Here is a 21,895-nt window from a genome sequence, read left to right as displayed (position 1 = left end):
GATCAAACTCTCTATAAAATGGTATCTAAACGAACCGTAGTCCGTTCAAACCTTCATAGAGCTATTTGTCATAGCTTCATTTCTCCATCCCACCGGTAATTGACTCAACCCAGTGAGACGGCTTTGTCCTTTGGCAAACTCATCTAAATGAGCTCGCCTTCTGGTGCTTCCTTTTCGTTACGTTGTTTAATTTACAAGGTGCACGCCGTTCCCGGCGGTGAGATTTACTTTACCACAAAGTTCTTACTTTGTCAACACATTTTTTCAAGTTTTTTCTTGAAGCTCTGCGTTTTGGTGTTTCACTCTCACGCCCGACAGCTTAGTTAGAATACCAGAGCTTGCCAGAAAAGTCAACCCTCTTCTTCTGCTTTTGTTCATTTTTTTCTCTTGTTTTCCGGATTCACCTTCTTTTTCGTGCTTAATAAGTACTCAAACTGATGAGACTCCTTCTATCATAAGTTATACTTATTGTTAATATTGATTTAACACGCTTCTTTTGTCGATTTTATCCAGTTTAAATAAAGCTGCGAAAAAGAGACGCGGGTTTGATTCCCGCGTCTCTTCCCTCATCGCAGCAGCAGCGGCTGTATCTGTTCGCCTCGCAGAGCGGCTTCCACCGTCTCCGGGATTTTGGAGAAGTCCGCCACCAGGGAACTGGGTTTCGCCCGGGCGTTGTCCTGCCCGAAGGGAACGAAATAGTAGTTCTTCCGCACCAGCAGTTCCCCGATATTCCGGGCGCCAGCCGCCAGGCCGTCGTTGCTGGCCATGGCAATCACCACCGGCCTCCCGTTCCGCAGATGGGCCTTGGCCGCCATCGTAACCGCCGTATCCGTGATGCCCGCCGCCAGCTTGGCTATGGTATTCCCCGTAGCCGGGGCGATCACCAGAACATCCAGCAGCCCCTTGGGACCGATGGGCTCCACAGACGGGATGTCACAAAGCACCTCATGCCCTGTCAAATCCTCCAACCGCTCCATCAGGTCATCAGAGGTCCCGAAGCGGGTATCCGTGAAGGCGGAGATCTCCGACGCGATAGGGATGACTGTCTCATACAGCTGCACCAGCTTCTCCAGCTCCGCCAGCACCTTTTCATGGGTGCAGAAGGAGCCGCACATCGCAAATCCGACCCGTTCTTTTCTCACACAGGGTCACCTCGTTCTTTTAAAATGTAGTCGACTGCGTCCCGGATAGCCACCGCCGCTGCGGCAGGCACCATCCGCCCCGGCAGGGAGCGGGCCCATACGTGGGGCAGTCCCAGCTCCTCTGCAGCAGCTAGGTCGATGCCCTGGACGGAGGCCAGCTCCACACACAGGCAGCCCTTCGGCAGCTGCGCCAGCAGCAGGTGGCCCAGGACGGGCGAGGGGACCGTGTTGAACACGGCGCCGAAGTCACACAGCGCACCATCGAGGCGTCCGGTCTCCAGCGCCTGCCAGCCATAGGCACGGATCCAAGCCAGGTCCGACGGTTTTCTGGCAGTGACTGTAACATGGGCGCCCAGCCCATGAAGCCGATAGGCCAGCAGCTTTCCGATCCGCCCGAAGCCCAGCACCAAACACTCCATCCCCAGGAGCGTCCGGTCCAGATGCTCCATAGCGATCTGGAGGGCCGACTCCGCCGTGGCCGCCGCGTTGGCAACGGTCAGCTCTTCCCGCTGGAAGTAGTCCACCAGCGTCAGCCCGCAGTTCTCAGCCTCTATCTGCTGGGCGGGACGAACCTGCCCTGCCAGCAACAGCTGGCCGGGACTGAAACGGCGGAACAGCGCACTGGTGGGCAGATCCTCCGTCTCACTGTTTAGTATCCCGTCCTCCCGGCAGAGCGGCAGCGGAAGGATCACCACGTCCGCGGCCGCTGCCTGCGCAGGCAGATCCGGGCATCCGGCCACTCCGCTGGTCCAGACCGTGCGCCCTTCCTCCGCCAGCAGCCGTGCAAGCTCTGCCTGCCGCCGATCTCCGCCGATCACGCCAAAGGTCTTGTTCATCCGGCATTCCCCCTCAAGCCATGGTATGCACGGCGGGGGCGGCGGTGATTGCCTTTCCTGTTTGGATGTGATACGATACATGTGGTCAAACTCTCCCGAAAGGAGTTCTCACCATGAAATTTCCCTATCTGCTCTTTGACGCGGATGACACCCTGTTCGACTTTCCAAAAGCCGCGGCCCGTGCCTTTTCTGCCATGTGCCGGAGCAACGGCGTTCCGGATACGCTGGATACCCGCGCCCTCTACCACCGGATCAACCAGGAGCTGTGGGCAGCCTTTGACCGGGGAGAGGTCTCCAAGGACTATGTGACGTTGGAGCGTTTTGTGCGCTTTTTTCAGGCGTTGAAGCTGCCGCGGGACCCAGACAAGTGCAACCGGGATTACCTCACTGCCCTGGGTGCCGGGGTCTATCCCCTGCCTCACGCGGAGGCGGTCTGCCGGGAACTGGTCCGCCGGGGGCACAAGCTGTACATTGTCACCAACGCTGTGGCCTCCGTCCAGCGCAGCCGCCTGCAGGGCAGTGTGTTCGCAGCTCTCATCACGGACGCCTTTATTTCCGAGGACGCCGGAGCCTCCAAGCCGGACCCGGCTTATTATGCCTATGTCCGCTCCCGCATACCCGGCCTGACGCCGGAGAACGGTCTCGTGATCGGAGACTCCCTCTCCACAGACATCCAGGGCGCCAACAATGCCGGACTTCCCTGCTGCTGGTACAATCCTGCTGGAAAGGCCCGGCCAGAGGACCTGCGGATCGACTATGAGATCCGGGACCTGCGGGAGCTGCTGGATATTGTCTGAGAGTACGCTTTCCTGTTTGAATCTGAAAAATCCCGGTGAGTGCCCTCCAAGATGCCTCACCGGGATCATTTCATCTTCAAAACTGAGAGTCGCGATCAGAAACAATAAGAGACCGGATCCCTCCGGTCTCTTACCCTTTCTCTCTGCGCAGGAACGCGCATGGCCGGGTGCCCCCCTCACAGCCACGCCGTCTCCAGCAGTTCATCCTTCTTGGCCCGGGTCATCAGCTCCGCTACCACGCCCCGGATCTGCTTGCCCTGATAGAGGACTTCGTAGGCACAGCGGCTGATGGGCATTTCCACGCCTACCCGCTCACTGAGCTGGTGAATGCTCTCCGCGGCGAAGTATCCCTCCACCACGGCGCCTACTTCCTCCATGGCCTCCCGGGGCGTTTTGCCTTGGCCAATGAGGATGCCCGCCCGGCGATTCCGGGAGTGCATGGAGGTGCAGGTCACGATCAGATCCCCCATACCGGCCAAGCCGCCGAAGGTCTGCCGGGAGCCCCCCAGCTTCTCCCCCAAGCGGGTAATCTCCGCCATAGCCCGGGTCATCAGCAGGGCTTTGGTATTGTCCTGATAGCCCAGACCGTCGCACACACCGCAGCTGAGGGCAATGACGTTCTTCAGCGCCGCCGCCAGCTCCACGCCCACGACGTCGCCGCTGGTGTACACCCGGAAGTAGTCGTTCATGAAGGCGTCCTGCACAAAACGCGCCGCATCCACATCCAAGCAGGCGGCCACGCAGCCGGTAGGCAGGCGGATCCCCACCTCCTCTGCATGGGAAGGGCCAGAAAGAACTGCTACTTTACAGATATTCTCCGTCTCCTCCTGGATCACTTGGCTGAGACGCAGATTTGTGTCCCGCTCAATCCCCTTGGAAACGGACACCACCACAGTCTTCTCCGTGAGATACGGGGCCATTTTTTTTGCTGTCTCCCGCACGGCGAAGGAGGGCGGTGCGCTGACCACCAGGTCGGCGCCCTTCAAGCAGTCCAAATCCCCGGTGATGTGGAGGGATTCCGGCAGATGGACGCCCTGCAAAAGCGGGTTCTCCCGGGTCCGGGCCATCTCCGCCGCCTTGGCGGGGCTGTGGGACCAGAGATAGGTCTCGTGTCCGTTGTCGCACAGGATCTGGCTGAGGGCCGTGCCCCAGCCGCCGGAGCCCAATACAACTGTTTTCATCTGTATTCCTCCCCCTCAAATTAGGAATCCGGAGTTAGAAATCGAGCTGTTCCGCCTATGGCGAAACAATTCCATTTTGTCCGGCTCTGCCGGACCGCACCATGCCGCATTCCTAATTTTTTTTGCGGTGTACGCTGAATTTATTCTCGTTGCCATGGATAAGGCGGACGATGTTGCTCCGGTGCTTCCACAAAATCAAGGCTCCCAGGAGAAACGCCAGGAGCACGATGACCGGATCCGGATAGAAATACCAAGTGGCAAAAGGGAAGCTGGCCCCAGCCCAGACAGATCCCAGAGATACATACTTCGTCAGCAGGAATAAGAGCAGAAATCCCACCCAGACCACCAGGCCGATCCGCCAGTCGATCATCCAGACGATGGTGCCGCCGGAGAGGATGCCCTTGCCGCCCTTGAAGTGGAACATGCAGGGAAACATGTGACCCAGCAGACAGAACAGGGCAGCCCAGTATTTGAACAAGACCACATAATAGACCGTCATCTCCGTACTCAGCGGCATATCCGGCATCATCCTGGGATCAAACCCGCCGCCGATGTGAGCCGCGATCAGAACCGCTATTACGGCTTTGAGGACATCACATAAGATTACCACAAAAGTCAGCGGTCCACCAAAGGTACGGTAAAAATTGGTTAATCCTGCATTGCCGCTGCCATGCCTGCGAACATCGTCTCGCAGGATGTATTTAGAAATAATGACCGCCCCATTGAAACAGCCGCAGAAGTAGGCGATCGCAGCCACCAGCCACAGTTCCATCCGGGAAATGAGAAACCATACCACTGCGCCCATTCTCACCCCTCCTTCTCGCCCCGCTGGCGGATGGAGAGGGTGATAGGCGTGCCCTCCAGGCCAAAGGTGTTCCGCAGGCAGTTCTCCAGATACCGCTGGTAGGAGAAGTGGAACAGGCGGCTGTCGTTGCAGAACACCACAAAGTGGGGTGGCCGGATGCCCACCTGGGTCATGTAGTAGATCTTCAACCGGCGGCCCTTGTCGGAGGGGGGCTGAACCCGTGTCTGGGCATCCGCCAGGACGCTGTTCAGCATACCGGTGGTGATCCGGGTGCTGGCCTGGTTGGAGACATAGTCGATCAGCTCGAACAGCCGGTCCACCCGCTGGCCGGTCTTGGCTGAGATGAACAGGATGGGGGCATAGGTCATGAAGGCCAGGCCGTTGCGGACCTCTTCCCGCATCTTGTCCATGGTCTTGCCGTCCTTTTCGATCAGATCCCACTTGTTGACCACGATGATGCTGGCCTTCCCGGCTTCGTGGGCCAAGCCCGCCACCTTGGTGTCCTGCTCGGTGACGCCTTCGGTGGCGTCGATCAGGATCAGGCACACGTCGCTGCGCTCAATGGCCAGGGTGGCCCGGAGAACGGAGTACTTCTCGATGTCCTCCTCCACCTTGGACTTGCGGCGGATGCCGGCGGTGTCAATGAAGACGAACCTGCCCTGATCGTTTTCAAAGTAGGAGTCGATGGCGTCTCGGGTGGTGCCGGCCACGTTGGAGACGATGACCCGCTCCTCCCCCAGGATCTTGTTCACCAGGGAGGACTTGCCGGCGTTGGGCTTGCCGATAACAGCCACCTTGATGGCGTCGTCCTCCTCCTCTTCGTCCTCCTCTGGGGGGAAGTACTGGAGACAGGCGTCCAGCAGGTCGCCGGTGCCGTGGCCATGGACAGCCGAGACAGCGATGGGATCCCCCAGTCCCAGGTTGTAGAACTCATAAAAGTCCGGGTCCGGGACACCAGTGGAGTCCATTTTGTTCACTGCCAGCACGATGGGCTTGCCGCTGCGCAGCAGCATGTTGGCCACCTCCTGGTCAGAGGCGGTGAGGCCCGTGCGGACATCCGTCAGAAAGATGATGACAGTGGCGTTCTCGATGGCGATCTGGGCCTGATCCCGCATGAAGGACAGGATCTGGTCGTCGGTCCGGGGCTCGATACCGCCGGTGTCGATAAGGGTGAAGGACCGGCCGTTCCAGTCCGTCTCCCCATAGATGCGGTCCCGGGTGACGCCCGGGGTGTCCTCCACAATGGAGAGGCGCTTTCCAATGAGTTTGTTGAACAGCATGGACTTGCCCACATTGGGCCGGCCCACGATGGCGACGATGGGTTTCACCGGCGCTCACTTCCCTTCTTTATCAAGCAGACATACATGGTCATATTATACCCAGTGACCGGCGAAATGGCAAGACGTCCTCCGATTTTTACACAGTATGGACGCAGAAAAAGGAGGGAAGATGTTGCTCTTCCCTCCCGATCCACAGGGCACGTCTTATTTCGCCACCACGGACTTGACAACCTTGACCTCGCGGCCGTTGTAAGTACCGCACTCCTGGCACATTCTGTGAGGCAGGTGCAGCGCACCGCATTTCGGGCATTTGACGAGGCCGGGAGCCGCCAGCTTCCAGTGGGAGCTGCGGCGCTTGTCGCGTCTAGCTTTGGATACTTTTCCCTTAGGTACTGCCATTGTGACACCTCCTTGATCTTTCAAAGGCAACGGAGTCGCCCCCGGCCTTATTCATTCGTTCTCTCTGTTCTCTAAAAGCTTTGCCAGGACCGCCAGACGGGGATCCGTCTCCTTCCCGCAGGAGCAGGGGCCGAGGTTCAGGTCGGCACCGCACCGGGGGCACAGTCCTTTGCAATCTTCCGAACACAATGTCTTGGTGTCCATTCCAAGGATGAACGCCGTGCGGGCCAGATCGCCCACATCCACTTCCCCATCCTCCAGCAGGACGATCTCGTCGTTGTCCTCGTTCTGGAGCTCTTCCGCCAATAGGCAGCGAAAGGGAACGGTCTTGTCCTGAAGAAACGCCTTGCCGCACCGGTCGCAGACCGCGTCCAGCGTGGTCCGGGCCGTCAGCTCCAGCTCCAGGAGATCCGCGGTGTTGCTCACCGCGCCCTCCACCTCCACAGGGCGGCTGATGGGATGCCGTCCGGCAAATTCCACGTCGGACAAGTCCAGAGAAAACTGGAACGTCAGGCGCTTGCCAGGGGCATGCAGTATGGGTCTTACATCAAAACGCATAAGCTACCTCGTAATGACACGAATAGTATTATAAGGGATGTGTGCCCGGTTGTCAAACAATTTTTTCATGTTTTTGCCGTTTCCGGGCAAATTTTTTCGTTTCCGGGCAGGCGCTCTGTTCAGCTCTCCTCTTCCCGACGCTTCTGCCAGCCGGTGATGTCGATGCCCAGGATCACATTGCGGAAGCCCTCCTGCAGCCGGGCATAGGTGGTGATGTTGTAGATGTCCTTGGGCCGGCGGGTGTTCCAGCCGTCCCGCAGCCGCTCCGCCAGCTCTTGGCACAGGGGCTCCTCCAGTCCCAGCAGCATGGGGGAAAGATACGTCACCAGCATCTGCTTTTCCCGGGCCTGGACCATGGTCCGGTTCCAGGGGCGCTGGCGTTTCCACCCTGCCTCCAGCAGGTCCAGCAGCTGCTCCGCCAGTACCCGGCGGCCGTCAGGGTCCTCCGCCGTCTCCCGGACGGCCTCCATGTACAGTGGTCCGAATCGCTCCGTGTAGGTCCGGAAGGCGCTGGTGTACTCCCGGCGGGTGAACCGCTCGTTGTAATAGCGCGCCTCCTGCACGGCGGCGCAGAGCTCTTCCAGCTTCATTCCTCGTCCCGTCCCTTCTGGTCCGCTTCGGGTCCGACCTGTTCTGCAGGTGTCGCCGGACGCTTCTGCTCCGGCAGGGCGTCGTCCTGGCTCCAGCTATCCGGGTCGTCCTTGTGAGCCTTGGCGTACTGGTACGCCTTCCACTCCCGCCAAAGCACCATCGCCCCTGCCGCGGCGAACACTGCGCCCGCCGCCGCGTTCAGAGCCACGGTTTCGGCGGTCCCGTCCCAGATGCCCTTCATCAGCTGGTAGGCCAGATACAGCAGGTAGCCCCCTGCCAAGACCCGGAAATAGTTCACCCAGCCCCGCTGTTTGTTTCCGTCATGCTGCGCCATACGTCCAGTTTCTCCTAACCGATTCAAAAAATTCTCTCCCCGCTTTACAAGCGCCCGGCAAACAGGTATGATGGTAGCATCAAATACTTGCCCATCGGAGGATGCCATGCGGGAACTCACCATTGGAAAAAACGACGCCGGACAGCGGCTGGACCGCTTTGTGGCCAAAAGCCTGCCCCTGCTGCCCCCCACCCTGCTGCAGAAATACATCCGCCTCAAGCGGATCAAAGTCAACGGCAGGGGTGCCAAGCGGGACACACGGCTGGAGTCCGGCGATATTTTACAATTATATATCAACGACGAGTTCTTTGACAAGCCCTCTGAGGAAAACATCTTTCTCACCGTGTTCCGTCCCCAGCTGGACATCGTGTACGAAGACGAGAATCTGCTGCTGGTGAACAAGCGGCCGGGGCTGGTGGTCCACGCCGATGAGACGGAGAAGGTCAACACCCTCATCAACCACATTCAGGCCTACCTGTACCAGAAAAAAGAGTGGAATCCCAAATGGGAGAACGCCTTTGCGCCCGCCCTGTGCAACCGGATCGACCGGAACACCGGCGGCATTGTCATTGCCGCCAAGAACGCGGAGACCCTGCGGATCATAAATGAGAAGATCAAAAACCATGAGGTGGAGAAGTCTTATCTCTGCATCACCGTAGGCCGCCCCAAGCCAGTGGAGGGGAAGATTGCGGGCTTTCTTTTAAAAGATGAGGCGAAAAAGCAGGTGGCTTTCTATCGCCGTCCCATTCCCGGCGGAAAGACTGCCGTGACCCTGTACCGGACTCTGGAGACCCGGGGCCCGCTGTCTTTGGTAGAGTGTCGGCTGCTCACCGGCCGGACCCACCAGATCCGGGTGTCCATGGCGGAGATCGGCTGTCCCCTGCTGGGGGACGGCAAGTACGGCCGGGGGGATGTGAACCGCCGCTACGGCGAGACCCGGCAGGCCCTGTATTCCTACCAGCTGGCCTTCCCTTTCCCCACGGACGCCGGGGCGCTGAATTACCTGCGGGGCAGGGTCTTCACCGTGGCGGATGTGCCCTTCCGGGACAAGTATTTTCCCGCGCCGGAAACTCCTTAAAAAATTCCCGTAAAACCCCGGCGAAATCTTTGATTTTGCTTGACTTTTCGCCACACATCGGATATAGTTTGTTATTGCTGAATTTCGACGAGAAAGGTTCCCCCTCAACAGAGAAAAGAGGCGTTTCATTGTAATCAAAATTATTATGAAATGGGGGAGGATACATGTCCAAAGAGTTGATTCGTCTGCGGAACATCCGTATGGCGTTTGACGACGAAGTGGTTCTCAACGATTTAAACCTCTATATCAACGACAAAGAATTCCTCACACTGCTTGGACCCAGCGGCTGCGGCAAGACCACAACGCTGCGTATTATTGGCGGCTTCACGACCCCTGTGTCGGGAGACGTCCTGTTCGACGGTGTGAGGATTAATGACGTTCCGCCCTATCGGCGGCAGATCAACACGGTGTTCCAGAAATACGCCCTGTTTCCCCACATGAATGTGTTTGAGAACGTGGCCTTCGGCCTGCGGATGCAGAAGCGGCCGGACCCGAAGGATCCCTCCGGCAAGCGCCGGGTAAAGATCCCGGAGACGGAGATCCGTCAGCGTGTGCTGGAAATGCTGGAGGTTGTCAGCCTGAAGGGCTTTGAAAACCGCAAGCCGGACGCCCTGTCCGGCGGCCAGCAGCAGCGGGTGGCCATCGCCCGGGCCCTGGTAAACCGGCCCAAGGTGCTGCTGCTGGACGAGCCCCTGGGCGCTCTGGATCTAAAGCTCCGCAAGGACATGCAGCTGGAGCTGAAGAAAATCCAGCAGCAGGTGGGCATCACCTTCATCTACGTCACCCACGACCAGGAGGAGGCCCTGACCATGTCCGACACCATCGTAGTGATGGACAAGGGCTGCATCCAGCAGATCGGCACGCCGGAGGATATCTATAACGAGCCCAAGAACGCCTTTGTGGCGGACTTCATCGGTGAGTCCAACATCATTGACGGCGTCATGGTCCGGGACAAGCTGGTGAAGATGTACGGCCGGGAGTTTCCCTGCCTGGACGGCGGCTTTGCTGAGAACGAGCCGGTGGACGTGGTCATCCGGCCCGAGGACATCGACATCGTCCCCATGGAGCAGGGACAACTGGTGGGGACTGTCACCTCTGTCACCTTCAAGGGGATGCAGTACGACATCATCGTGGATTTCCGGGGCTTCAAATGGCTTATCCAAACCACAGACCATTCCCCCGTGGGCGCCCGGATCGGCATCAAGATCGATCCCGACGGCATCCACATTATGAAAAAGAGTCCGTATTCCGGGATGTTCGGCGATTACTCCTCCTTCTCGGAAGAATATGAGGAGATGAGCGACGCCAACTGGGAGGCGGATGAGGAGGAGAGCGAGGATGAAAAATAAGCTCTCATTGTTCGCCGTTCCCTATGTGGGATGGATGTCCATCTTCGTGGTGGCGCCCATCATCATTATGGTGGTCTATGCCTTCAGCACCGCCGCCGGGGACTTCACGCTGGAGAACTTCGCCCGCATGGGTACCTATACAGCAGTGTTCACCCGCTCGTTTAAGCTGGCCATCATCGCCACACTGATCGCTCTGCTGATCGGATACCCGGTATCCTATATGCTCTCCAAGGAGGGGCCGCAGGTGCAGCGCATCGCTATGGTGCTCATCATGCTGCCCATGTGGATGAATTTTCTGCTGCGGACCTATTCCTGGATGTCCATTCTGGAGAACAACGGACTTTTGAACCAGCTGTTTCAGCAGATCGGCCTGATCGACCTTTACAACCAGATCGCTATGCACTTTGCATCTGATCCCGCCGCGTATGTCCCCATCGATCACTTCCAGATGATCGGTACCCAGGGCGCCGTAGTGCTGGGTATGGTGTACAACTACCTGCCCTTCATGATCCTGCCCATCTACTCCGTGCTGGTAAAGCTGGACCATTCCCTCATTGAAGCGGCCCGGGACCTAGGCGCCAGCAGCGTGCAGGTGTTCCGCAAGGTCATCCTGCCCCTGTCTTTGCCGGGGGTGCTCTCCGGCATCACCATGGTGTTCGTGCCCTCCGTGTCCACCTTCGCCATCTCCCGTCTGCTGGGCGGCGGCACCCAGATGATGCTGGGCGACCTGATCGAACAGCAGTTCCTGGGCGGGGCCTATAATCCCCAGCTCGGGGCGGCTATCGCGCTTGTGATGATGGCCATTGTGGTGGTGTGTATGCTGGTGATGAACCGTTTCGGCGACGGTGAGGAACAGGCGGTGATGCTGTGAAACGGAAGCATCTGCTGGGAAACCGCATCTTCATGGCGTTGGTATTCGTATTCCTGTATGCGCCGATTTTCATTCTCATCATCTTCTCCTTCAATGCCGGCAACAGCAGCGCGGTGTGGAAGGGCTTCTCCCTGCACTGGTATGCGGAGCTGTTCCAGAACCGCCTCATTATGCAGAGTGTCTATACCACGCTGCTGGTATCCGTGCTTTCCACGCTGATTGCCACTGTGGCGGGCACCTTTGCAGCCATTGGCCTGGCCAGTATGCGGCGGCGGTGGCGCACGCCCCTGATGACGGTGAACAACATTCCCGTCATGAATGCGGAGATCGTCACCGGCGTCTCCATGTGTCTGTTGTTCGTGGCCTTTTTCGGCCTGTGGAAGGCCTTTGCCGTCTGGTTCAACCAGGCGCAGGATACCTTCTGGATGGAGGAGAACATCTATCTTGGCTTCGGTACACTGCTGCTGGCCCATGTGACCTTCAACATCCCCCACGTTATCCTGACAGTGATGCCCAAGCTGCGCCAGATGGACAAAAACCTAGTGGACGCGGCCCAAGACCTGGGCTGCACCTGGATGCAGGCCTTCTGGAAGGTCATTATCCCGGAGATCAAGCCCGGCATCATCTCCGGCGCACTGATCGCCTTCACCATGAGCATCGACGATTTCATCATCAGTTACTTCACCGCCGGTTCCGGCGTGTCCACTTTGGCCATGACCATCTATTCCATGACGAAAAAGCGGGTCAGCCCGGAGATCAATGCCATTTCCACGCTGCTCTTCGGCGCTGTGCTGCTGCTGCTCATCATCATCAATGTCCGGGAATCCCGGCAGGAGCGCCTGCGGGAGCGAGCCCGCGCATGACTATCGGTCCCACGGCCTGCGGGTCTTGAGATACGCATTCAAATCAACACTGGAGGAATGATCAATTGAAAAAAATGGTAGCCTTGACTCTCGCCTTACTGATGGCGGCGAGCCTGTTCCTGTCCGGATGCTCCGTGCGCAAGGACACCTCTGACTCGGAAAATTCCGGCAGCAGTAACGGCAGCGGCAGCGGGGACCGTGTGGTCAACGTGTGCAGCTGGGGTGAATATATCGACGAGTCCCTGATCGACCAATTTGAAGAAGAGACCGGCATCAAAGTCAACTACCAGACCGCAGAGAGCAACGAGGTCCTCTATTCCCAGCTGAGCATGGGCGGCGTGGACTATGACGTCATCGTCCCCTCCGACTACATGATCTCCCAGCTGATCGAAGAGGATATGCTGGCCGAGCTCAATTATGATAACATCCCCAATTTTGAGAAGATCGACGACCGCTTCAAGAATCTGTCCTACGATCCGGAGAACAAGTACACCGTGCCCTACACCTGGGGCACTCTGGGCATCATCTCCAACACCGCCAAGGTGCAGGAGCCCATTACCAGCTGGAGCGCCATGTTCGATCCCCAGTACGCCGGGAACGTGCTGCTTATCAACAACTCCCGGGATGCTCTGGGCATCGCCCTGTTGTACCTGGGGTACTCTGTGAATACCACTGACGAAGCGGAGATTCAGGAGGCTTACCAGCTCATCGCCGACGCCGTAAAGAACGGGGTGTATCAGGGAAAGGTCATGGACGAGGTGTTTCAGAAGATGGAGGGCGGCAACGCCGCCATTGCCACCTACTATGCCGGTGACTATCTGAGCATGCTGGAAAACAACGAAGATCTCGCCTATGTAGTGCCCGAGGAGGGCAGCAACTGGTTCGTGGACGCCATGTGCGTTCTCAAAACCTCCCAGCACAAGGAGGAGGCGGAGGCCTGGATCAACTTTATGGCCTCCACTGAGGCAAACCTGCGGAATATGGACTATATCTGGTACGCCTCTCCCAACGCTGAGGCGCTGGAGACCTATCCTGCCTACTATGAGGAGACCTACGGAGAGCCCCTGGATCCCGCTCTCTATGAGATCATGGCCCCCTCCCAGGAGGTGCTGGACCGGTGTGAGGCCTACTTGGTCCTCCCTGCTGAGACGCGCACCCTCTATAACGACCTCTGGACGCAACTCGGTATCTGAGCTGTAAAATGCGGCACCGGAACACTACCCGGTGCCGCTTCTTTTTCCCTTGCGCATTCCACTGCTTTCCTGTACACTGGAAAGGCGGAAGATATTTTACCAAGGAGGAATCCTCTCATGATTTTGATTGGAACAAAATGCCGCCTGGAGCAAACTGTTACGGACGCCCTTACCGCCGCTAACGTGGGTTCCGGTGCCCTGCCGGTGTTCGGCACGCCCTATATGTCCGCCCTGATGGAAAATGCCGCCATGACCTGTCTGCAGAGCTTTCTGGAGGAGGGCCAGGGCAGTGTGGGCACCCATCTGGACATCTCCCACGACGCTCCCACTCCCATCGGCATGAAGGTGTGGGCGGAGGCAGAGATCACCGCCGTTTCGGAAAACGGCAAAATGGTGGACTTCGCTGTGAAAGCCTGGGATGAGAGCGGCCCCATCGGCAGCGGCACCCACACCCGGGCCATCGTCAAGAACGAAAAATTTCTGGCAAAATGCAATGCCAAGCTGGAGAAGAAGTAATTCTTTCCACATGGACAAAACAAGGGAGGACCCGGAATGGGTCCTCCCTTTTCTTCTGCTATCGCGGTGCCGTGGGGAAATCGCTCCCACGGGGATCAAAACAGCGTCAGCTGGCTGGTCTCCGCCATCCCGGCGAAGGCTCCCAGCGCCTTCAGCTGCTCAATATGGGTCTTGGACAGCTTGTTGCAGCACATGGCGAACTCCTCAACGGAGACGAACTCCTTCCCATTCCGCTTCTCCACTGTGTCGATGGCCGCCGCCTCTCCCAGGCCGTGGACCGTTGTGAAGGGCGGCAGCAGACCGTTCTCCGTCACTTTGAACTTGGTGGCATCGGACTCATAAATGTTGATCGTGTCGAAGTGGAAGCCCCGCAGGTAGAACTCATAGCACACCTCCAGGGTGGTCAGCAGGTTCTGCTCCACCGCCGTGGCGTCCTTGTTGTTCTCGATCTCCCGGATCTTCCGCTTCACCGCATCCTTTCCGGCACAGCAGTACTCCGCATCAAAGGCCTTGGCCCGGACGGAGAAAAAGGTTGCATAGAATGCCAGGGGCTCATGGACCTTGAACCAGGCGATGCGGAAGGCCATCATCACGTAGGCCACCGCGTGGGCCTTGGGGAACAGGTAGCCGATCTTGGCCAGGGAGTCGATGTACCACTCCGGCACGTCGTGGTCCCGCATGGCCTCCACCCAGCCCTCGTCAAAGCCGCCCTTCTTCACCTTGCCCTTGCGGACCTTCTCCATGATCTTGAAGCTCATCTTGGGGTCCAGGCCCTTGGAGATCAGGTACAGCATGATATCGTCCCGGCAGCCCACCGTCTCCAGAACGGAGGCGGTGCCGCTGACGATCAGCTCCCGGGCGTTGCCCAGCCACACGTCTGTCCCGTGGGAGAAGCCGGAGAGCCGTACCAACGTGTTGAAGTCCTTGGGCTGGGTATCCACCAGCATCTGCCGGGTGAATCGGGTGTTGAACTCCGGGATCGCCACGGCGCCGGTGGGGCCCAGAATCTCGTCGTTCTCGTATCCCAGCACTTTGCTGGAGGTGAAGATGGACATGGTGTCCGGGTCATCCAGGGGAATCTGGCGGGCGTTGACACCGGTCAGATCCTCCATCATGCGGACCATGGTGGGGTCATCGTGTCCCAGCATGTCCAGCTTCAGGAGGTTTGCCTCCATAGAGTGGTATTCAAAATGAGTGGTGATGGTGTCGGAGTCGTCGGCGTCCGCCGGGTGCTGGACCGGGCAGAAGTCCTCCATGTCCATATCGTCGGGAACGACCACCAGGCCGCCGGGGTGCTGACCGGTGGTCCGGCGGGTGCCCACGCAGCCCAGGGTCAGGCGATTCTCCTCTGCCCGGCCCACAGTCATGCCGTTCTCCTCCAGGTATTTTTTCACGAAGCCGTAAGCGGTCTTCTCCGCCAGTGTACCGATGGTACCGGCCCGGAACACCTGGGTCTCTCCGAACATCTCGATGGCGTGGCGGTGGGCCCGGGCCTGATACTCACCGGAGAAGTTCAGGTCGATATCCGGCACCTTGCCGCCGCCGAAGCCCAGGAAGGTTTCAAAGGGGATGTCGAAGCCGTCTTTGATGTATTCTGTGCCGCACACCGGGCAGATCTTGTCCGGCATGTCCGCGCCGCAGCCGTAGGAGCCGTCCTGAATGAACTCCGCATGCTTGCAATTCGGGCAGCGGTAGTGGGGCGGAAGGCTGTTCACCTCTGTGATCCCGGACATATAGGCCACCAGGGACGAGCCTACGGAGCCTCGGGAGCCCACCAGGTAGCCGTTTTCCAGGGACCGCTGCACCAGCTTCTGGGCGGACATGTACACCACGTCGTACTTGCCCAGAATGCCGCCCAGCTCCACGTTCAGCCGGTCCACAATCAGCTTGGGCGGGTCCTCGCCGTACAGCTCATGGACCTTGTTCCACACCAGGGAATTCAGCTCCTCCTCGGAGTTCTCCAGCCGGGGCGGGAACAGCTCCTCCGGCAGCAAGGGGAAAGTCTCCACCTGGTCGGCGATGGCCTGGGTATTGGTCACCACCACCTCATAGGCCTTCTCCTTCCCCAGGTAAGCGAACTCCTCCAGCATCTCATCGGTGGTCTTGAAGTAGATGGGCAGCGGGGCGTTGGCGTCCGGGAACTTCTTGGAGGCCAGCAGGATGTGGCGGTACACCTCGTCCTCCGGCTCCCGGAAGTGGACGTCGCCGGTGGCGCAGACAGGCTTGCCCAACTCCTCTCCCAGCCGGACGATGGTGCGGTTGAACTCCCGCAGCTCCTCCTCCGACTGGACGTCGCCGTTTCGCAACATGAAGGCGTTGTTGCACAGGGGCTGGATCTCCAGATAGTCGTAGAAAGAGGCGATGCGTTTCAGCTCTTCCCAGTCCTTGTGGTCCGCCACGGCCCGGAACAGCTCGCCCGCCTCACAGGCGGAACCCACAATGATGCCCTCCCGGTGCTCCAGCAGCAGACTCTTGGGGATGGTGGGCACCCGCTTGAAATACTTCAGATTGGAGGCGGAGATCATCTGGTACAGGTTTTTCAGCCCCACCTTGTTCCGGGCGATCAGAATGATGTGCTTGGGGAAGCGGTTGGTCTTGCTGCCCAGGGGCCGCAGCTTCTCCATCTCGCGGTTTACCGCCTGGAGGGTGTGGATGCCCCGCTCGTGGAGCATCTTCCAGAAGGGGATCAGCATATAGCCCACGGTGGCGGCGTCGTCGCTGGCCCGGTGGTGGTTGAAGTTGGGCAGCTCCAGCCGGTCCGCCACGATGTCCAGCTTGTACTTTCCCAGATCCGGCAGCAGGTTCTGTGCCAGAATCAGGGAGTCCACATAGGTGGGCTGGAAGTCCAGCCCCACCTTCCGGCAGCCCGCCCGGATGAAGCCGATGTCAAACTCTGCGTTGTGGGCCGCCAGGGGGCGGCCGTCCACGAACTTCAAAAATTCCGCCAGGGCCTCCTTCAGTTGAGGGGCGTCCTTCAGCATGTCATCGGTGATGCCGGTGAGGCCGATGATCTCCGGCGTCAGCCGCCGGTTGGGGTTGACGAAGGTCTGGAACCGATCCGTAATCTCACCGTTTTTCAGCACCACGGCGCCGATCTCCGTAATGGCCTCCCGGTCCACCTTGAGGCCCGTGGTCTCGATGTCGAAGCACACGAACTCCCCGTCCAGGGAGCAGTCCTGAGGGCCGTGGACCACCACCCGGTCATCGATGTTGTTGACAAAGTAGCCCTCCACGCCATAGAGGATCTTGATCTTGTCCCCAGCGGCGTGCCAAGCGTCCGGGAAGGACTGGGCCACGCCGTGGTCCGTGATGGCGATGGCGGGATGTCCCCACCGGATAGCCTGTTGGACCACCTCTTTCGTGTCCGTCAGGGCATCCATATTGCTCATCTTCGTGTGGAGGTGCAGCTCCACACGCTTCTCCGGGGCGGTATCCTGCCGCTCAGTGTGCTCCGCCAGCTGGATGTGGTAGGGGTTCAGCTGGATGTCCTTCCCGTCCCAGGTGGGCTCCATCTTGCCCTGGACGCACAGCCACATGCCGGGCTTGATGGCGCTCTCCAGTCCCTGAGCCTCCTTCTCCGTCAGGTTCTTCTGAACGGTGACGGAGTTGGTATAGTCCGTCATGTCGAAGCTCAGCCGCCACATACCGGGCCGCCGGGTCTCCCGGCACTCGAAGGCGAACACCTTCCCCGCCACGGTGGCATTCCCCATCTTCAGGTCCAGGATCTTCATGGGCACCGGCTGGATGCGAATGGGCTTGCCCATCAGGACCTTGCCTGCGGCCTGCTTCTCGCCCTTACTGCCGGAGGGGGCCGCCGGGACCGAAGCAGCCGGGCGGCTCCCTGCGGCTGCGGCCTGGGAAGAAGGAGCCTTGCAGGTGACTTCCGTCGTCACCTGTCGGAAGCCGTATACGCCCATCAGCAGATGCTTCAGCTCCTCCAGCTCCGCATCTCCCAGCTCCGCCCTGGTGGTGAGGCGCAGCGCCAGCGACATGCCGGCCTGGTCGATGCAAGCGCCGTTCACCACTGCGCCGGCCAAACGAAGCCGCAGCTCTCCGGAGAGCTGCAGCTCAGTAAACATTTCAAAAAAGGGTATATCTCTTGACATAGACGCCACCTTGTTAAACAGGAATCAAATGCTGAGAAATCAGAAATTAGGAATGAGGAATTCCGGCGTCCGGCAACGCCGGACGTATGAGCATTGTCCCACCAGAGGCGGAACACAACAATTCCGAATTCCTAACTTCTCATTCCTCATGGGAGTTTTTCAATTTCCTCCATCAGCTTGTCCACCAGCTGCTCCTGCGGTACTTTGTAAAGGATTTCTCCTTTGCGGAAAATCAGTCCCTCACCCTTGCCGCCAGCGATGCCGATATCTGCCGCCGCTGCCTCGCCGGGGCCGTTGACGGCACAGCCCATCACCGCTACGGTGATGTTCTTCGTGCAGTTCATGAGGCCCCGCTCCACCTCTTCCGCCATGGGGATCAGGTCGATGCGGGTGCGACCACAGGTGGGGCAGGCGATCAGATTCACGCCCTCCTTACGGAGTCCGGCGGCCTTCAGAATCTTCTTGGCAGCGAAAATCTCCTCGATCGGGTCGGCGGTCAGCGTCACCCGGATGGTATCTCCGATCCCCAGGCACAGCAGGCCCCCAATTCCCATGGCGGATTTCACAAGCCCCATGGAAGGGGTGCCCGCCTCTGTCACGCCCAGATGCAAAGGGTAGTCTGTCCGCTCGCTGAGCAGCCGGTAGGCCGCCATGGTCAGGGGCACATCGGAACACTTGACGGAGATGCAGATGTCATCAAAATCGAACTTGTTCAAAAGGGCCACGTGGCCCATGGCGCTCTCCACCAATGCCTCTGCCGTGACGCCGCCGTATTTGGCCCGCAGGTCCTTTTCCAGAGATCCGCCGTTGACCCCAATGCGGATGGGGATGGATTTTTGGCGGCAGATGTCCGCCACCGCCTTCACCTTCTCCTCCCCGCCAATGTTGCCGGGATTGATGCGGATGGCGTCGATGCCCCGCTCTGCGCACGCCAAGGCATACTTGTAGTTGAAGTGGATATCCGCGATCAGGGGGATAGAAATCTGTTCCTTGATCCGGTCCACCGCCTCTGCCGCGGCCTGATCCGGAATGGCAATGCGGATGATCTCGCATCCGGCGGCCTCCAGCGCGTGGATCTGCTCCACAGTGGCGCGGACATCGTCGGTCTTGGTATTGCACATGGATTGAATAGACACTGGGGCACCGCCGCCCACGGCCACATCCCCCACCATCAAACGCTTTGTCATGGCGCTTCCTCCCTCACCAGGGCGTAAATGCAGGAATCCAGCATCTCCCCGTTTTTGTACACGCTCCGCCGCAGAGTGCCCTCCAGGGCGAACCCCGCCTTCTCCAACACCCGGCGGGAGGCCGCATTCCTGGCAAATGCCTCAGCGTGGATGCGGACGATGTCCCAGGCTGCAAAGCCCTCCCGGCACATGGTTTCCACAGCGGCGGTCATGATCCCGCGGCCCCAGAAGGGCTCTCCCAGCCAGTAGCCCAGCTCTGCGCTCCTCCGGTATACATCGCTGCCCAGGAACAGGCCGATGCTGCCCGCAGCTTCGCCGTCCACCTCAATGGCCCGGCACATCTGACCCCGGCCCTCCTGCCGGATGCAGCTCTCCACAAACGTGGCCGCATCCTGTGGGGCATAGGGGCAGGGAAACACGTCCCGCAGGTTGGCGGCGATCTTTGCATTGTCCGCGTACCGGGCGATGGAGGCAGCATCTGCCTCCCGCCAGGGCCGCAGGGTAAAGTCCGTCATGACTCGCTCCTATCCGAACAGTTTGAACACATCATTGAATGTCACCACCAGCATGAAGCCCATCAGGGCCACAAAGCCCACGGTGTTCACCGCCATCTCATACTTCTCCGGGATCTTCTTTCGGAACAGCTTCATGGCGATCTCATCAATGATGAGGAAGAAGATCTTGCCGCCGTCCAGAGCCGGGATGGGCAGCATGTTCATCACTGCCAGGTTCACCGCCAGCATGGCGCCGAAGTAGAGGATGTTCTCCACCGCGGCGGCAATGGTCTCTGACGCGGTGCCCACCTGGGTGATAGTGGAGACGATGCCCACCGGGCCGCTGAGATCGTCCATGCCCGCCTGACCGGTCACCAGCATCTGCAGGCTCAGCCGCACGATCCGCACAAAGTCGATGGTGTTCAGCCAGCTGGTCTTCAGGATCGTCCAGAGATTGGCCTCCTCAATCTGGTCTCTTGCGATATAGACGCCGTAGCCCTGATAGGTCTCCCCCTCTGTGCCGGTGTAGGTGCCCCATGTGACGTCGTTCAGCTCCACCTTCTCGCCGTCCCGCAGGACCACCAAATCCATGGGCTGGCCCTGGTGCAGGCTCATCAGCAGGGACACGTCACTGTACAGGTACACCCGCTCCCCATTGACGGAATAAAAAATATCTCCGGCCTGGATAGTCTGGCCGTTCCGCTCCTCAAACTCCGGCGCGGTCCCGGCGGCCGCCGGGATCAGAAATCCCTGGGCACCGCTATACACCGCCAGAATGATGAGGAACCCCGCCAGGAAATTCATAAAGGAGCCGGCGGCAAAAATCACCACCTTTTTCCAGAAGCCCTGACGGCCCAGAGACCGCTCGTCGCCAGAGTCCTCATCCTCCCCCTCCATAGCGCAGAAGCCGCCGATGGGCAGCAACCGGAGGGAATACTGGGTCTCCTCCGTCTCCTTGTGCCAGATCAGAGGCCCCATGCCGATGGAAAACTCGTTGACCCGCACGCCGCAGAGCTTGGCGGCCAGGAAGTGGCCCAGCTCGTGGACGGCGATCAGTACGCCGAAAATCAGAATGGCCGCCAGGATATACACAATGGTCATGCAAAAACTCCCGTCAAAAAACTTGCTTCAAGCCCGGTCCAGCACCGCCTGCCGCGCCGCCTGGTCCGCCGCCAGAATGTCCTCCAGCGCCGGTTCCTGCTCCGCCGGCACAGCTGCCCGGGCCTCCGCCACCAGGCGGGGAATGTCGTGGAAGCCGATCCTGCCCGCCAGGAACAGGCCCACCGCCTCCTCATTGGCGCCGTTCAAAACAGCGCAGGCGGTGCCGCCCTGAGCCGCCGCCGCCTCTGCCAGCTGCAGACATGGAAATGCATCCCGGTCCGGCTGGGCGAAGGTCAGGGGCGGGCAGGACAGCAGGTCCAGCGGCTCCGCCGGACTTTCCACCCGTTCGGGGTATGTCATGGCATATCGAATGGGCAGGCGCATATCCGGTGTGCCCAGCTGGGCCAGGACCGCCCCGTCCCGGTACTCCACCAGGGAGTGGACGATGCTCTGCCGGTGGATCACCACCGACACCTGGTCCAGCGGCAGACGGTAGAGGCGCATGGCCTCGATGACCTCCAGCCCCTTGTTCATCAGCGTGGCGCAGTCTACGGTGATCTTGGGTCCCATGGTCCAGTTGGGGTGGCGGAGGGCATCCGCTTTGGTCATTTTGCCCACTTCTTCATAGGTCATGCCGTAAAAAGGCCCGCCGGAACAGGTCAGGATCAGCCGCCGGATCTCCCGGCGGTCGGCGCAGCCCTGAAGGCACTGGAAGATGGCCGAGTGCTCCGAGTCCACAGGCACGATCTCGGCGCCGTGCGTATCCGCCGCATCCATCACCAGCTGTCCGGCGCAGACCAACGTCTCCTTGTTGGCCAGGGCGATGCGCTTTCTCTCCCGGATGGCGGCCAGGGTGGGACGCAGTCCCACCATACCCACCACGGCGGTGACGACCGTATCCGCCTCCGGGCAGACAGCGGCCTCCAGCAGGGCCTCCGGGCCTCCCAAAACCTTGGTGTCCATGTCGGCCAGGCGTACCGCCAGGTCACGGGCCGCCGCCTCATCGGTGAGGACCGCCAGCCGGGGCCGGAATTTTCGGACCTGCGCCTCCAGCCGCTCCACATCCATGTGGGCGGTAAGGGCGGCCACACGCAGTCCCAGCTGCTCCGCCACGTCCAATGTCTGGCGGCCGATAGAACCGGTGGCACCTAAAATTGAAATCGTCTTGCTCATAGCATTATCCTATTCTAAACAGCTGAAAACAATCCTAAATC

21 protein-coding genes are annotated in these 21,895 nt (G+C 59.6%); 7 read left to right on the top strand and 14 right to left on the bottom strand.

Annotation, left to right across the window (positions count from 1 at the left end):
* Positions 1-566: 566 nt before the first annotated feature.
* Both OCV80_RS10780 and OCV80_RS10775 read right to left on the bottom strand, forming a co-directional pair.
* Complete coding sequence (locus OCV80_RS10780) at positions 567-1,142, bottom strand: dipicolinate synthase subunit B (RefSeq protein WP_025544002.1); 576 nt, start codon at positions 1,140-1,142, stop codon at positions 567-569.
* Positions 1,139-1,978: a dipicolinate synthase subunit DpsA gene (locus tag OCV80_RS10775; RefSeq protein ID WP_119311063.1), complete on the bottom strand. Its 840-nt coding sequence runs from the start codon at positions 1,976-1,978 to the stop codon at positions 1,139-1,141. Before OCV80_RS10775 ends, OCV80_RS10780 begins: the two co-directional genes overlap by 4 nt.
* Positions 1,979-2,091: 113 nt before the next feature.
* On the opposite strand from OCV80_RS10775, the gene OCV80_RS10770 reads away from it, so the two are divergent.
* On the top strand, positions 2,092-2,775 hold the full coding sequence (locus OCV80_RS10770; protein WP_025544000.1) for a YjjG family noncanonical pyrimidine nucleotidase: 684 nt from the start codon (positions 2,092-2,094) through the stop codon (positions 2,773-2,775).
* 176 nt (positions 2,776-2,951) lie between these two features.
* Here the strand turns inward: OCV80_RS10770 and OCV80_RS10765 are convergent, their stop codons facing one another.
* The 7 genes from OCV80_RS10765 to OCV80_RS10735 form a co-directional block, all read right to left on the bottom strand.
* Positions 2,952-3,956 carry an NAD(P)H-dependent glycerol-3-phosphate dehydrogenase gene (locus tag OCV80_RS10765; protein ID WP_119311064.1) on the bottom strand — a complete coding sequence of 335 codons (1,005 nt, stop codon included), beginning with the start codon at positions 3,954-3,956 and terminating at the stop codon, positions 2,952-2,954.
* Between the two features lie 112 nt (positions 3,957-4,068).
* Positions 4,069-4,728 (bottom strand): glycerol-3-phosphate 1-O-acyltransferase PlsY, encoded by a 660-nt coding sequence (gene plsY / locus OCV80_RS10760; protein ID WP_249390753.1) that lies wholly within the window; start codon positions 4,726-4,728, stop codon positions 4,069-4,071.
* Between the two features lie 35 nt (positions 4,729-4,763).
* Positions 4,764-6,089 carry a ribosome biogenesis GTPase Der gene (gene der, locus OCV80_RS10755; RefSeq protein ID WP_025543999.1) on the bottom strand — a complete coding sequence of 442 codons (1,326 nt, stop codon included), beginning with the start codon at positions 6,087-6,089 and terminating at the stop codon, positions 4,764-4,766.
* A gap of 156 nt (positions 6,090-6,245) precedes the next feature.
* Positions 6,246-6,440, bottom strand: a complete 195-nt coding sequence (gene rpmF / locus OCV80_RS10750; protein ID WP_025543998.1) for a 50S ribosomal protein L32 — start codon at positions 6,438-6,440, stop codon at positions 6,246-6,248.
* Positions 6,441-6,491: 51 nt separating this feature from the next.
* Positions 6,492-6,998, bottom strand: coding sequence for a YceD family protein (locus tag OCV80_RS10745; protein ID WP_021751217.1), 507 nt, complete (start codon positions 6,996-6,998; stop codon positions 6,492-6,494).
* A gap of 119 nt (positions 6,999-7,117) precedes the next feature.
* Complete coding sequence (locus OCV80_RS10740) at positions 7,118-7,588, bottom strand: hypothetical protein (RefSeq protein WP_021751218.1); 471 nt, start codon at positions 7,586-7,588, stop codon at positions 7,118-7,120.
* Positions 7,585-7,923 carry a hypothetical protein gene (locus tag OCV80_RS10735; RefSeq protein WP_119311066.1) on the bottom strand — a complete coding sequence of 113 codons (339 nt, stop codon included), beginning with the start codon at positions 7,921-7,923 and terminating at the stop codon, positions 7,585-7,587. Before OCV80_RS10735 ends, OCV80_RS10740 begins: the two co-directional genes overlap by 4 nt.
* Positions 7,924-8,029: 106 nt before the next feature.
* Between OCV80_RS10735 and OCV80_RS10730 the strand changes: the two genes are divergently transcribed.
* The 6 genes from OCV80_RS10730 (at position 8,030) to OCV80_RS10705 (ending at position 13,793) form a co-directional block, all read left to right on the top strand.
* Complete coding sequence (locus OCV80_RS10730; RefSeq protein WP_136890691.1) at positions 8,030-9,001, top strand: RluA family pseudouridine synthase; 972 nt, start codon at positions 8,030-8,032, stop codon at positions 8,999-9,001.
* Positions 9,002-9,165: 164 nt separating this feature from the next.
* Entirely contained in the window at positions 9,166-10,350 is a 1,185-nt protein-coding gene (locus OCV80_RS10725; protein ID WP_119311068.1) for an ABC transporter ATP-binding protein, read from the top strand.
* Entirely contained in the window at positions 10,340-11,221 is an 882-nt protein-coding gene (locus tag OCV80_RS10720) for an ABC transporter permease (protein WP_025543993.1), read from the top strand. The genes OCV80_RS10725 and OCV80_RS10720 overlap by 11 nt, the downstream gene beginning before the upstream one ends.
* Before the next feature lie 32 nt (positions 11,222-11,253).
* Entirely contained in the window at positions 11,254-12,084 is an 831-nt protein-coding gene (locus tag OCV80_RS10715; protein ID WP_051320072.1) for an ABC transporter permease, read from the top strand.
* A 74-nt stretch (positions 12,085-12,158) separates the two neighbouring features.
* Positions 12,159-13,277: an ABC transporter substrate-binding protein gene (locus OCV80_RS10710; RefSeq protein WP_249390886.1), complete on the top strand. Its 1,119-nt coding sequence runs from the start codon at positions 12,159-12,161 to the stop codon at positions 13,275-13,277.
* Positions 13,278-13,394: 117 nt separating this feature from the next.
* Positions 13,395-13,793 (top strand): thioesterase family protein, encoded by a 399-nt coding sequence (locus OCV80_RS10705; RefSeq protein ID WP_025543991.1) that lies wholly within the window; start codon positions 13,395-13,397, stop codon positions 13,791-13,793.
* Between the two features lie 95 nt (positions 13,794-13,888).
* Here OCV80_RS10705 and OCV80_RS10700 read toward each other — a convergent pair whose 3' ends face one another.
* The 5 genes from OCV80_RS10700 to OCV80_RS10680 form a co-directional block, all read right to left on the bottom strand.
* Positions 13,889-17,899, bottom strand: a complete 4,011-nt coding sequence (locus tag OCV80_RS10700) for a PolC-type DNA polymerase III (RefSeq protein WP_119311070.1) — start codon at positions 17,897-17,899, stop codon at positions 13,889-13,891.
* 146 nt (positions 17,900-18,045) lie between these two features.
* Entirely contained in the window at positions 18,046-19,086 is a 1,041-nt protein-coding gene (gene ispG / locus OCV80_RS10695) for a flavodoxin-dependent (E)-4-hydroxy-3-methylbut-2-enyl-diphosphate synthase (RefSeq protein WP_119311071.1), read from the bottom strand.
* Complete coding sequence (locus tag OCV80_RS10690; RefSeq protein ID WP_021751228.1) at positions 19,083-19,601, bottom strand: GNAT family N-acetyltransferase; 519 nt, start codon at positions 19,599-19,601, stop codon at positions 19,083-19,085. Before OCV80_RS10690 ends, ispG begins: the two co-directional genes overlap by 4 nt.
* A gap of 9 nt (positions 19,602-19,610) precedes the next feature.
* Positions 19,611-20,681 carry a M50 family metallopeptidase gene (locus OCV80_RS10685; RefSeq protein WP_021751229.1) on the bottom strand — a complete coding sequence of 357 codons (1,071 nt, stop codon included), beginning with the start codon at positions 20,679-20,681 and terminating at the stop codon, positions 19,611-19,613.
* A gap of 27 nt (positions 20,682-20,708) precedes the next feature.
* Positions 20,709-21,854, bottom strand: coding sequence for a 1-deoxy-D-xylulose-5-phosphate reductoisomerase (locus OCV80_RS10680; protein WP_021751230.1), 1,146 nt, complete (start codon positions 21,852-21,854; stop codon positions 20,709-20,711).
* Positions 21,855-21,895 lie beyond the last annotated feature (41 nt).

Source organism: Oscillibacter acetigenes (genome assembly GCF_025567605.1).
Lineage (GTDB): Bacteria > Bacillota > Clostridia > Oscillospirales > Oscillospiraceae > Oscillibacter > Oscillibacter welbionis.
Note: the sequence above shows the minus strand (reverse complement) of the source record. Positions and strands in the feature narration are given on the sequence as shown.